This window comes from Irregularibacter muris, from assembly GCF_024622505.1.
GTDB lineage: Bacteria > Bacillota > Clostridia > Eubacteriales > Garciellaceae > Irregularibacter > Irregularibacter muris.
The window spans coordinates 152,447-165,771 of record NZ_JANKAS010000003.1; the positions used below are offsets into that span (position 1 = coordinate 152,447).

Below are 13,325 nucleotides of genomic sequence, written 5' to 3' on the forward strand. Positions count from 1 at the left end.
TAGCATCTAGGAGGTATATTTCCCCTATGCCACAGTGGTTATATCCCTTTCATGATTTTCCATATGGGCAATCTTTTGATTATAAATATATTTAAGAAACACAATGCTTAAAATAATAGATACGACTTCTGCTATAGGATAGGCCCACCATATAAGATTCACATTTCCAAATAGAGATAATCCATAGGCCGCAGGTAGCAACACTACCAATTGCCTTGAAACAGCAGTGATCAGGCTTAATAAACCATTGCCAAAGGCTTGATACACAGAACTTGCGACAATGCTGACACCCGCGAAAATATAACTTAGGCTAATAATACGCAAGGCTGGAACACCAATACTGAGCATATCCTCTGATGCACTAAATAAAGATAACATCCCTCCGGGAAATGTTTGAATGAGGATTAGACCAAAGATCATAATACAAAGAGCATAGGCTACACTCAATTGAATGGTTTTGATAAGTCGCTCCTTAGACTTGGCACCATAATTATAGGCAATAATAGGAACCATGCCGTTATTTAGACCAAAGACAGGCATAAATACAAAGCTTTGTAATTTGAAATACACTCCAAAAACAGCGGTAGCTGTAGAAGAGAACTTGATTAAAATATTATTTATGCCATAGGTAGTCACTGAAGTGATGGACATCATAATAATAGAAGGAATACCTACAGAATAGATATCTTTAATGGTCTTTAGATTAGGCCTAAATCCCTTGAGCTTGACTGTAACTTCTTTATTTGCTTTAAGATTAAAAATAATAGCAAGAACTGCTGCCACTATTTGGCCGATGACTGTGGCCACCGCTGCACCCGCTACGCCCATTTCCGGCAATCCAAAGTATCCAAATATCAAAATAGGGTCCAAGATAATATTCACAATCGCACCCATTCCTTGGGTGATCATGGTATAAAAGGTTTTTCCGGTGGATTGAAGTAATCGTTCAAATATAATCTGAATAAATATCCCAATAGATGCTATACTGATAATACTTAGATAAGAAGTCCCATACCCAATAATCTGTGTATCATGGGTCTGGGCTGTAAAATAGGTCTTAGAAAACAGAAGACCAAAGATCAAGAATGCCACATAACTTAAAAGTCCTAAAAAGATACCATTATTGGCCGTACTATTGACCTTCTGGTAATTTTTTTCTCCAAGGTTTCTTGAGAGAAGAGCATTAATCCCTACCCCAGTACCTACTGCAATGGCGATCATAAGGTTTTGTATGGGAAAAGCTAGGGAAACCGCCGTCAATGCATTTTCATTGACTCTCGCCACAAATATACTATCTACAACATTATATAAAGCTTGTACCAACATAGAGATCATAATGGGTACCGACATATTAATCAGAAGTTTATTTACGGGCATAACACCCATCTTATTTTCTTTTGTTTGCAATATTTTTCCTCCTTAAAATTCTATACGTAAATTAAGCCTATAAAATTTAATTATACACCTTTTAAAAGAAAAAAGGAACAGATTTTCCTCTGTCCCTAGATCACAAAATTCTCCATATATTTTTTGGAAAGTCGTAAGCTGTCAAGGATGGGCTCTTTACTCTCCTCAAAGGCCTTGTCTTCCACTTCTATGCAAGCATAACCCTTGTAGCCAATATCGGTCAGGGCAGATACATAGGCTCCCCAATCCACATCTCCCAGTCCCGGTAATTTCGGACTCATGTATTCTAAGGGATAGGCCATGATTCCCACATCCTTTAATTTATCCTGATGTATTTTTATATCCTTAAAGTGAACGTGGAAAATTCTCTCTTTAAATTCATATATAGGGGAAATATAGTCCATGCCCTGCCACACAAAATGGCTAGGATCTATATTGATCCCAAAGTATTCACTGGGAATAATTTCAAAGAGCTGTCGCCAAATTTTAGGAGAGGTAAAGAGATTTTGCCCCCCTGGCCACTGATCTTCCCCAAAGAGCATGGGACAATTTTCTATAGCAATTTTAACCCCCTTTTCCTCAGCATAATGAATAATGGGCGGCCAGATTTCCTTGAATAATTCAATATTTTCCTCCACTGTTTTGTTTTGATTTCTCCCCACAAAGGTGGTGACCCTATGAATGTCTAACTTGCTACTTGCATGAATGACTTTCTTTAGATGTTCAATATTTTCATGGCATTTGACCAAATTCTCATCCATGGGATTGGGATAAAAGGCCAGAGAAGAAATTTCTATATCTTTACTGGTACAATAGTTTTTTATATAGCTAACTTTATCCTCCGTAAGATTTTCTACATCAATATGGCTGACCCCAGCATAACGGCGCTGGGCCTTCCCCCTTGGCCAACAGGCCATTTCTATACATTGATAACCCATGTCACTGGCCGTATCAATAACCTCTTCAAAACTCCAATCTGCCAAAATTGCGCTGACAAAACCCAATTTCATCAAGATCCCTCCTTAATATTGCTGCACCACAACCGTTCTTCCTGTTTTGGAAGATTCCATGCTGGCAAAAACTGCCCTCATGGCCTTTAGAGCTTCCGTCCCTGAAATCTCTGGCTCTTTGTTTTCCACGAGGCATTCCACAAAGTGGTCAATTACTCCCGACTTGCTTTGATTGTCATTGGTTTGGATTTGATCAATATCATAGTAAATATTTTCTCCATTTTTCAGCATTATTTTGATAGAGTACTGAGCATCATCATAGATATGCATAATGCCCTTAGTCCCGTACAAAATGGTGCTATTGTCCTCTGGACCATAATAATTCCAACTGGCCGTCATGGTGCCCACTATACCACCGCTCATTCTATAAATACAAAAGGCATTATCCTCTACTCCAATGGGATGACCTTGAGCATCCTTTTTATGCAAAGTCACTAACTTAGCGGTAGTCTCCACCACCACCTGGCCTGTTAAAAACTGAATTAAATCTGTTTTGTGAATACCCAAATCTCCTATAGCTCCCAAGCCAGCTTCACTTTTACGAAAAAACCAAACATTTTTTCCCGGGTCTATACTCCAAGTTTCAGGACCGCCATGCCCAAAAGTAGTTTTGAAGGTGATAATTTCTCCTATCACACCCTCCTGGATTAACTTTTTTGCCTTATCATGGGCTTTGGCATAGCGTTGATTGTGCCCAATCATCAAAAGCTTTCCTGTCCTTTTAGCTACCTCCACCATTTTTTCACAGTCTTCTAAGCGAGTAGCCATAGGTTTTTCACACAGCACGTGCTTTCCCGCTTTAAGGGCAGCAATGGCCATTTCTGCATGGACATGATTGGCTGTACAGATACTTACAGCATCTATTCCAGGATTGGCCAATAATTCCTCATAGGAAGTATAGGACTTCCCTCCGTATTTTTCTACCATCTTCTGAGTTCTGTCTTCATTTCTGCCATAAAAGCCCACAATCTCTGCATTTTTATTCTCTTTATACTCAGGAATATGCCTCACCTGGGCAATTTTCCCACAACCGATGATTCCAATCTTAACTTTCAATTTTCATCCTCCTCATTTTAACCCTCATCTTTCTTTTGCAATAACACCGCACCTATAACAATCAATCCCTTAAAAGCTTCCCTTAGAAAAGGGGGGACTCCAAAAATATTCAGTAAATTATTCATCACTGCAATAATGAGCATTCCAAAGACTGTCCCAATGATGGTCCCCCGTCCTCCACTCATGTTGGTGCCTCCCACTATAGCCGCTGCAATAGCATCCATCTCATTGCCACTACCGGCGTTGGAAAAGTCCATGGATCCAATCCTGGACACTTGGATAATAGCAGCAAAGGCCACCAATAAGCCCATCAGGGCATAAATACGTCTTTTTACCCGGTGAACATTTACTCCAGAAAGCTTGGCTGACCGCTCATTGGATCCAATGGCAATAATCTGCCTGCCAAAGGTTGTTCTTTGGGAGACAAAATACAAAATCCCTGCTATAATCCCCCAATAAAGAATAGGCATAAGCATATAATTTCCTATTCTAAGACTAGAAATCTGCAAAAATCCCTTAGGCACTGTGGGATTGTATCCCTGCATAAAATGCTGGGTTACACTGCGGAATATCTTCATGGCTCCTAAAGTAGCAATAAAGGGAGGGATTTTCCCCTTAGTTACCAGCAGCCCTATTCCTTCTCCCAAAAGAGCCCCCAACATTAGGCCTATGATTATGGCTATAATAAAGGCTGGTACACCTGTAAACCCTAAGTTTAGAAGAATACCCTTAGGTCCTCCATCTAAAAGCATCATGACCACTGCTCCTACGGCAACCAAAGTAGATCCCACCGCTAGGTCTATCCCCCCAGAAATAATGACAAAGGTCATTCCTAGGGCCATAATCCCAATGGCCGCATTGTTTCGTAAGATATTTATCCAGTTGTTAGTCCAGGAATGAAACCATTCTCCAAAGGAGGGATAGTTAAACCCTAATACCAGAGTTTGTAAGATGATCATAATCGCCAGGGCAATAGCTGTACTAAAAAGAGGTTGAGTAGTCCATTTATGTCGGAACCAACCAAGAAATGCCGTCAACTTTTTTTCTTTCACCATTTTCATTTTAGCATCCCTCCTCTTGACTTTGCTTGATTGTCCCGCCGGTAGCAAGACGCATAATATCATGCTGGTTCATGGTATCTCCCTGCACTTCTCCTTGAATCACCCCATGATACATCACTAGAGCCCGATTGCAAACTCGGATGATCTCCTGGGCTTCGCTGGACAATACCACTACAGCAATGTTTTCCCTAGCCAATCTTAGAATAATATCATAAATATCCTCTTTAGCTCCCACGTCAACCCCTTGGGTAGGATTATCTAGTATTAATAGCTTGGGATTGGCAATTAACCACTTTGCCAAGATTACTTTTTGTTGATTCCCCCCAGAAAGGCTGTAAATAGGGTCAGTTCCAAGACCCATCTTGATCCTCAGATTCCTCACCTGCTCACTAAACTTTTCCCTATGCATCTTTTTATGAATAATTCCTCTATTGGAAAATTTAGGCCAGGTAACAATCGAAGCATTTTCTATAATATTCATATCCTTAATAATGGCATTTTCCTTTCTATTTGGGGGAAGGTAGCCAATTCCTTTCTCTAGGGCCTGGGTGGTATTGAATATTCCCCGAGGTTCTCCCTGTAGATAAATATTTCCTGAAGTAATTTCCTTTGCTCCAAAAATGGCTTCAAAGAGTTCACTACGTCCATCTCCTAAAAGTCCTGTTACCCCTAGTACTTCTCCTGCATAAGCAGAAAAACTAATATTTCGGAAGTGGATATCATTGGATAGATTTTCTACTCGAATAATTTCATGACCTCTTTTGTCATGGCCTTGTAAAGATTTCATATGTACATCATGGCCTACCATAAAGCGGGCTAAATCATCCACTGTCACATCTTCTACCATGCCTTCTGCTACCATAGCTCCATTACGCAGTACTGCATAATTGTCACAAATATCCATAACTTCCCCAAGCTTATGGGAAATGAATACAATGCCTACTCCATGATTCTTCAAAGTTCTCATCATTTCAAATACCCTTAAAATTTCAGGTTCTGTTAGCGAGGTTGTAGGTTCATCCATAATGATTACAGAGGCATTCATCATCATAGCACGACATATCTCCACAATTTGCTTATAAGAAGTATTTAAATCCCGTACCATAGTGCGGGGATTTAGCTCCACACCCATATGCTGAAATACTTCCTGGGTTTTATTCACCATTTTTTCTAGATCTAAAATCCCACCCCGCTTTTTTAATTCCCGGCCAATAAACATATTTTCAAATATAGGTAAATCGTTAATAAGGTTTAGTTCCTGGTGAATAAAAGCAATGCCCGAATTTAGGGAATGGGCGGGTGTAGGGAAAGTAGCTTTCTTTCCATCTAAATAAATCTCCCCTGAATCTGGGGGAATCACTCCCCCTAGAATATTCATAAGAGTAGACTTTCCTGCACCATTTTCTCCTAGTAAGGCACAGACTTCTCCTCCCCTAATGGAAAAAGAAACCTCTTTTAAAACAAGGTTACTTCCAAAGGATTTGGAAATTTTATCCATTTCTACCTTCATCAAATCACATCCCTTTTGTTGTTAAAAGGAGTCCTCTACCCTTCATAGGGCCCTTGCCAGCAAGACCAACTTTCCTATTTCAAAATAAGAGGTTATGGCATAGCCATAACCTCTTTGCTTGCCTTTTCTATCAATTCGAACAGTTTGGAATTAATAGGGCGAATTGTCATCTAAAAATTCAGTATAATTATCTCGATCTACAATAGTGGTCGGAATAATGGTAACTTCCTCTGGCTTTTCCCCATTTAATACCTTCACTGCCACATCTACAGCATCCTTTACCATAGCAGGACTGTATAGGGCAGATTGAATCCAAATGTCTTCATTTTCAGGCATCATCTTAAAATATTCCTGCATACCGCCACCACCGGTTACAACCTTAATATCTTTTCGACCAGCCTCTTGAATAGCTTGTAGCACACCAATGGAAGTTTCATCATCCATGGAGTACACCGCATCAATTTTCTTATTGCTGGTTAGGATATCTGCAAAATCCTTCAATCCATCTTCCCTAGTAAATTGGGTAGCATAAGTAATAACTTCTAGGTCAGGAGCAATTTTTTCTATAGTCTCTACAAAACCCTTCTTTCTGAGCTCTGATACTGATCCAGAGGTAGGTACTTCTAGCATGACCACAGTACCTTCTGTTCCAATCTTATCTACAATATAATTTGCCCCTTGTATACCCATATCTTCATTGTCACCAGATACTCGATATACTCCCTCTTCATCAATGACAATATCAAAGTTCACGACGGTAATGCCAGCTTCTAAAGCTCTTTGAATGGGTACTTCCATACCTTCCCATTGGGGAAAAGCTACAATAGCATCTGCTCCCCAAGTCATTAGGTCATCTAGTTGGGCTGTCATTTCTTCTGCATTATTACTGGTTTGAATATTATATTCAATTTCTTCCCCTAGTTCTTTGCAGCGTTCCTCTGCATTATAGGCCACAGCAGCAACCCATCCATGGGTAACAGCTGGTGCTAAAATTCCTATCTTATGCTTCGCCTGACTTTCCCCTTCTTTTGCTCCTGCATCAGACTGGGTATCCGCTGGACTACTATTACAACCAGCCAGTAAAGGAACAAGCAATAGGGTAACAGCAAGTAAAATCACAAGAAACTTTTTCACATTAACATCCCCCTTACAATAAAGTATTTACTTCCATGAATTTTCCCTCTGTCTTTTGATATTTCTAGGGTTAATTCCCTTCATCATTGGATATTTCTTCTAAGATTTCCACCACAGCCAGGATTTGTTCTTGCCTTATCCTCGGAGAGGGAATACCCCTTTTTATGCAATCTATAAAATGGGATAGTTCATAATAAAACATCCCTGTAGGTGGAAGATTAATACCAGTGGAAATTTTGACTTTCTCCTCTATATCAAAATAGTAGGGGGGCCTTTCCCTCTGGTATAAAACTAAATTTTCTCCGTCATTGACCAATAATGCTTTTTCAAAATACACCCTCCACCTTGAGGTAAAGGGATAATCCGCATTATACCATGCGGCTTCTGCCACTATATTTAGTCCCTTATATGAATAATGAAAGCGGTAATGTTCCTCATAGGATTTATCCTGCCCTCTACAGCTAGTAAAGGAGTAACCCTCTGGTTTACCAAATAAACTGATCATTAAATCCAAATCATGGATATGTAAATCAAAGGGAAGAAGTCCGCTTTTTTCCTTATCAAACAACCAACCTCCTTGAGCCCAACTGGGGCAAGCAGTAATACGTTCAAAATATCCATCTAAGGGCTTCCCATATTTCTGGCTTTTTACCATTTCATGAAGAATTTCTGCTGCCTTGGTAAACTGTAAGACCTGACCTACAAATAAAAGCAATCCCTTTTTTTCTGCTCGATCAAACATTTCCTGGGCATCTTTTTTCCTCAGAGCAATAGGTTTTTCCACGATAACGTGTTTGCCCAAACTAAGACTTTCCATAACATGCTCTTTATGCAAAAAGGTAGGTGTGCAAATATCTATAACATCAATATCTTCTTGTTCAGTCATTGTGGCAATATCTTTATAGGCCGATACACCCCATTCTTTTGCCTTTTTATGATCTAAGGATGAATGGGAAACTACAGCCACCACTTGGCATCCCTCTATTTGAGCATAGTTGTTATAGTGTACTGCACCCATCCCCCCCATACCCACAATGCCGATTTTAATCATCTTCACTCCCCCTTATACCTCCAGTCCCAATGATTTAAGATAATGATAGGAATCCTGTACAGCCTGATTGATTTCTCCCAGATGCCGTGGCCCTTTTTGAGTAAATTCAATCTCAATACTTAGGGGACAATGATTTCCTGCTTTATCTAACCTTTCTATGATACTATGAAAGTCTATATACCCCTTACCTAGGGCAGGAAAGTTCCACTCCTTTTGAGCACCTGCCTTATCTTTCAGATGAATATGCCCAATTTTATCCATACATGCTTCCATATCCTTTACTACATCCACATCCCCGTAAAAAATGGCATTGGCCGTATCATAGTTAATCCATACGTGGGGGGAGTCTACCAAGTCCACAATAGTTTTTAATTGTTTTCCCCTTCCATGCTTGCCGTGATTTTCTAATCCTAGGAACAAATTGGACTCCTCTAAATACGGAATTAATTCTTTAATATGCTGTGCTACCTCTTCATCAGATACCTCCGCCCGATCCTCTAAATGGGCCTCTCCAATAGAAGAGATAATATAGCTACATTCAAAAAATGCGGCCAAACGAATATTCGCAATAAAATCTTCTATTCTGTCCCTGTCCATCAAATTACAATGACCACTCATAGAAAAAGGGTGTACACCCGATTTTTTCAATTGATCTTTAATATGATATAGTTTTTCAAAGCTCATATTGGGAAAGACATGCTCAGTCCATCCCTTGGTGGCGGTAAGTTCTATATACTGAAAACCAGCCTTTTTTATTCCCTCTATTGCGTCATTTAAGGAATAACCGTGATAGGTATTGGAGTTAATCCCTATAACCCTTTTCATCCTATCCATCCTTTCTGGGACAAAGTGTCTATCCCTATATCCTGGAAATTCTATCTATTTTAAATGTATGTACTCAATAAACTACATATTCCACCATCTCCTGATGGATTTTTTATTCTTTTCTGTGGATAAGTGTTATTTTGGGATTTTTCCATTAAAAAACTACCCACATCTTCAACATGGGTAGTGTTTATAGCTTTGTCTCGGGTTTCTATTTATTTAAAATCTGACCAATATTTTTCACTTGAATAGATAGGGTCCCATCGGGATTATTGATAAATTCTATATATTCCTTATTCTCAAAGTAATCCACAGGAATAATCAGTTCTATTCCTGTATCGGTTTTGATCTTGTGATTTTTCCCTAGTCTTATGGCAATATTTTTGTCCATCTTTACTTTATTGGAAAGACCGGCATTTTTTACTTCATTAACAAATTCCTCCTGCATAGCAGGAGAAGAAGCAAAAATTTGCTTTCCTAATTCTTCAGCATCTAAATCTTCAGAAACCTGAATGTTGTCCACAATAACATTCTTTGCTTTAGATACGGCCATGACTGTGCTTTGTCCATAGTTGTCGGCTATTCTTTCTGTAATATCGTTCATGAGCTTAACTGTTTCCTTGGGCGATATACCCGAACTACATTGCATAATATATTCAGGAATAATGTAAGCATCATCCCCACTAATGGAACGCTTTTTGTCATGAAATTTGATTTCTAAAGAAGATAAATTAATAAAGGCGTAGCCCTCTAGTTTCTGAGAGGTACTCGGTAAGATCGCGTAGTGATGAATAATATCATTTTTTACTTTGTCAGTGTCCTGTAACACCTGGTGAGTAAATCCTATTTTGTTAGGACAAAATAATAATCCTAACATCCTCTGCCCATCCAAGACAAAATCCGCTAAAATCACATCCATAGAATCCAATTGATCAGACTTTTCCATCACTTCATGGATCCGCTGGGCGATGTGGTGAGAAAAAGAAATAAAATCTAATCGATTATAAAAATATTCTATAAGCCCCTCTTCAAATTGACTGCCCTCTAAAAATTTTCCTGTTTTTAAATTGGAATCCTTAAAGGATTTTTCAATATGTTTCGCTAAAAATGTATTTACGCTATTGTCTTCGGTATCCAATTCCCTTTCAGAAAAAACTCGAATATCCGAATGAAAGTCTAAAATATGTAAAATAGCTTTATTAATAGTAATCATTCTCTGTCCCCCTGTTTTCTATGATGTGTAGTAAAAATTGTGATAGAAATATTGTATCATGGTACAGGGGGCAGGTCTACTGCTCCAAATAAACGAGGACAAGGTACCTATTCCTTGTCCTACACTCTTATCGACCTAGGCTTTCCCAATGTTCATGGGCTTCTTTAAGTTCCATGAGTGCATTGGATTTATCCTCTGCCAAAATTGCCCCTTTTAAGCGGGCTAGGTTTATTCTAAAGGCATTGAGTTCATCTCTTTCTGAACTAAACTGAATTCTTCTCACTACTTTTTTCCATGCATTTGCTAATTCTTCCCTTTGTTCGCCAACCTCTTGCCATCTTTCATTGCTTACATTGTGTTCCATTCTCTCAATAATAAGGGGGATGTTGTCATCTTTGCCCAATGGATTTTTAAGAAAATTAACACCAAACATAATCAAAACAAATATTACCAAAGTGATTATAGGTATAGTCACTACCATAAACTTTCTCATGAAAATTCCTCCTAAAATGGTCCCTTGTAGTCGCCAATATCCGTAACTTTTTTGATATGGTCATCATATTTGTCTATGTATAAACTTCCTGCATTATTAATGACGGCTAAAAACACCTCGGATACATCTTTAATTTTATGTTTTTTTAATTCCTTCATTAACCATTTTTTATCCTTGTTCATTTGACGTAGATTCTCTTCAATGAGTATTCCATCATAGATCAGTTCTGTATCAATCCCCGTGGCCGAAACTTGTATATCCATATCCAAGGGTGTTAAAGGTAAGTGCTCTGATTTTTTCAATACAGATAATTGTCCATTGGTTTCCAATATCGCAAAATCCACTTGATTGAGATCAAAAATTCCTTTATTCCTAAGTAATACCATTACATCAGATACTCTAAATTTCATTTTTTTTAATACATTTTCCATGATCTTACCATTCATGATAACGATAACTGGTTCACCCTCTATAAACTTCCCTGCATATCTCCATTTCAGAGAGATAAACTCCATAATATATCCTAAAAATGCCCAAGCAACAAGGCCTACAAAATGGGGCCATGCTCTACTGGATAAGTCTACCGTAAGCTCTGAGGCTATAGAACCAATGGTAATACCTAAAACATAGTCAAAAAAAGTAAGCTGACTGATTTGCTCCTTTCCTAGTATCCTTGCAAAGATCAACAAGGAAAAAAATCCAATAATTGCCCTGACTAATACCACCATACCTTCATTCAATCTGCATATCCTCCTTTATTTCAAATTTTTATTGGTAAATGATGAATCCCAACTAATTTTGAATTTTAAGCTCCTAAACTTATTATTGAACATAAATTGTTTTTTATCCCCTTTTCAAAAGGGTTGGACAACAAAAAGAAGCCAGGATATTGGCTTCTCTCTATTTTTCTTTTATTCATTTTCTAACCGATTCCCTTTAAACCAATCTACTGGATTTATCTAGGCAGCTCCTCTTTAAAAACTCCCCAAAATAGTATATAATTTCCCTAATGTAAAACTTGTCTACAATAGCTATTATTTTCAAAATATTAGGAAACGAGGAAATCATTTGTTTGGATATGTTATGCCCTATAAGAGTGAGCTAAAAATGAGAGAATACGAGACCTTTAGGGCCTATTATTGTGGTTTGTGCAAAACCATGGGTAAAGAATTTAACACCGCTGTACGTTTTGGATTAAATTATGATCTTGCTTTTTTAGGTATTCTCTTATCTTCTTTGCAGCCCACCAAAGACCAAGTAGTCATAGAGGGTTGTATTGCCCATCCTTTAAAGAAAAAGAAAATTATTGTCACAAATCAGAGTCTTATCTATACTGCTCACATCAGTATTATGCTTATTTACTTTAAATTATTAGATGATTGGAAGGATAATCAATCTCTTTCTTCTCTTCTTGCTAGCAGGGCCTTTTTACAGCCTATCAAAAAGGCAAAGGCATTATACCCTGAAAAATATGAGGCCATCAGAATCTATTTGGAAAAGCTATCCCTATTGGAAAAGGAAAACTGTGATCGTATAGATGAAAGTGCAGATCTCTTTGCAAAGATTATGGAAGAAATCGCTGCTGCTCCCTTTATTGAAGATGCCAATACCTTGCGCATCCTTAGGTGGCTAGGCTATCATCTGGGTCGATGGATTTATATCCTGGACGCCTTTGATGATCTAAAAAAGGATTGTAAAGACAAAAACTATAATCCCATCTTACTTCAATATCCTTATGCTGAAGAAGAAGATATAGAGGATTTTATATCTAGGGTAAAGGCCTCCATTGAGTTTACCCTTACCTTAAGTTTAGATAATATGGCTAAGAGCTATGAACTTTTAGATCCCCCCTATCATAGGGGAATATTAGATAATATTTTTTACATGGGTACTCGGTTTAAGATGGATCAAGTACTTCATGGCAAGGAGGATAAAAATTTTGAGAAATCCATATGAAGTTTTAGGCGTCCGTGAAGGAGCTGGAGAGGAAGAAATTAAAGTAGCTTATAAAAAATTAGTAAAGAAGTATCATCCTGATCAATATGCTAACAATCCCCTTTCAGATTTGGCTGAAGAAAAACTCAAAGAGATCAATGAAGCCTATGATAGCCTGATGAAAAATAGGGGAAGCAATAGTTATCAAAATCAAGACTATCATAATGCCTATCAAGGGCAATATAATAGTAATAATCCCCCCTATGAATTTATACAAATTAGGGAAATGATTCTTCGAGGAGAACTTTACCAAGCAGAAAAAAAATTGGAGTCTATCCGTACTCAAGATGGGGAATGGCACTTTTTAAGAGGTGTTATTTATCTTAGAAAGGGTTGGTATGACCAGGCCTATCAGCATATCCAATTGGCCGTTAATACGGATCCCTCTAACCAGGAATATCGTTCTGTTTTGGATAATTTACGAAATCAAAACACTGCCTATAGAAACATGGGTACTGGTCGGGGTTATCATCAAAATGATCTTTGTGATATGTGCTCCTTTCTTATTTGCACCGATTGCTGTTGTGAAGCCATGGGTGGAGATTGCATCCGCTGCATTTAATAGGAGGT

At 38.2% G+C, this 13,325-nt stretch carries 13 protein-coding genes; 2 read left to right on the forward strand and 11 right to left on the reverse strand.

Annotation, left to right across the window (positions count from 1 at the left end; genetic code table 11):
* Window positions 1-24: 24 nt before the first annotated feature.
* The 11 genes from NSA47_RS05115 to NSA47_RS05165 form a co-directional block, all read right to left on the reverse strand.
* Window positions 25-1,386: an MATE family efflux transporter gene (locus NSA47_RS05115; protein WP_257529944.1), complete on the reverse strand. Its 1,362-nt coding sequence runs from the start codon at window positions 1,384-1,386 to the stop codon at window positions 25-27.
* Window positions 1,387-1,502: 116 nt separating this feature from the next.
* Window positions 1,503-2,417 (reverse strand): sugar phosphate isomerase/epimerase family protein, encoded by a 915-nt coding sequence (locus NSA47_RS05120; protein WP_257529836.1) that lies wholly within the window; start codon window positions 2,415-2,417, stop codon window positions 1,503-1,505.
* Window positions 2,418-2,429: 12 nt separating this feature from the next.
* The gene (locus NSA47_RS05125; RefSeq protein ID WP_257529837.1) at window positions 2,430-3,473 is read right to left on the reverse strand and encodes a Gfo/Idh/MocA family protein; all 1,044 of its coding nucleotides are present in this window, start codon (window positions 3,471-3,473) and stop codon (window positions 2,430-2,432) included.
* Window positions 3,474-3,490: 17 nt separating this feature from the next.
* Window positions 3,491-4,534: an ABC transporter permease gene (locus NSA47_RS05130; protein WP_257529838.1), complete on the reverse strand. Its 1,044-nt coding sequence runs from the start codon at window positions 4,532-4,534 to the stop codon at window positions 3,491-3,493.
* 1 nt (window position 4,535) lies between these two features.
* Window positions 4,536-6,044, reverse strand: a complete 1,509-nt coding sequence (locus NSA47_RS05135; protein WP_257529945.1) for a sugar ABC transporter ATP-binding protein — start codon at window positions 6,042-6,044, stop codon at window positions 4,536-4,538.
* Window positions 6,045-6,194: 150 nt separating this feature from the next.
* Complete coding sequence (locus NSA47_RS05140) at window positions 6,195-7,178, reverse strand: ABC transporter substrate-binding protein (protein ID WP_257529839.1); 984 nt, start codon at window positions 7,176-7,178, stop codon at window positions 6,195-6,197.
* A gap of 70 nt (window positions 7,179-7,248) precedes the next feature.
* Window positions 7,249-8,229 (reverse strand): Gfo/Idh/MocA family protein, encoded by a 981-nt coding sequence (locus tag NSA47_RS05145; protein ID WP_257529840.1) that lies wholly within the window; start codon window positions 8,227-8,229, stop codon window positions 7,249-7,251.
* A gap of 12 nt (window positions 8,230-8,241) precedes the next feature.
* Entirely contained in the window at window positions 8,242-9,054 is an 813-nt protein-coding gene (locus NSA47_RS05150) for a sugar phosphate isomerase/epimerase family protein (RefSeq protein ID WP_257529841.1), read from the reverse strand.
* 211 nt (window positions 9,055-9,265) lie between these two features.
* Complete coding sequence (locus tag NSA47_RS05155; protein WP_257529842.1) at window positions 9,266-10,267, reverse strand: nucleoid-associated protein; 1,002 nt, start codon at window positions 10,265-10,267, stop codon at window positions 9,266-9,268.
* 127 nt (window positions 10,268-10,394) lie between these two features.
* Window positions 10,395-10,760 carry a DUF4363 family protein gene (locus NSA47_RS05160; RefSeq protein WP_257529843.1) on the reverse strand — a complete coding sequence of 122 codons (366 nt, stop codon included), beginning with the start codon at window positions 10,758-10,760 and terminating at the stop codon, window positions 10,395-10,397.
* Window positions 10,761-10,771: 11 nt separating this feature from the next.
* Entirely contained in the window at window positions 10,772-11,500 is a 729-nt protein-coding gene (locus NSA47_RS05165; protein ID WP_257529844.1) for a DUF421 domain-containing protein, read from the reverse strand.
* Window positions 11,501-11,828: 328 nt separating this feature from the next.
* On the opposite strand from NSA47_RS05165, the gene NSA47_RS05170 reads away from it, so the two are divergent.
* Window positions 11,829-12,716, forward strand: coding sequence for a DUF5685 family protein (locus NSA47_RS05170; protein WP_257529845.1), 888 nt, complete (start codon window positions 11,829-11,831; stop codon window positions 12,714-12,716).
* Complete coding sequence (locus tag NSA47_RS05175) at window positions 12,700-13,317, forward strand: J domain-containing protein (protein ID WP_257529846.1); 618 nt, start codon at window positions 12,700-12,702, stop codon at window positions 13,315-13,317. Before NSA47_RS05170 ends, NSA47_RS05175 begins: the two co-directional genes overlap by 17 nt.
* Window positions 13,318-13,325 lie beyond the last annotated feature (8 nt).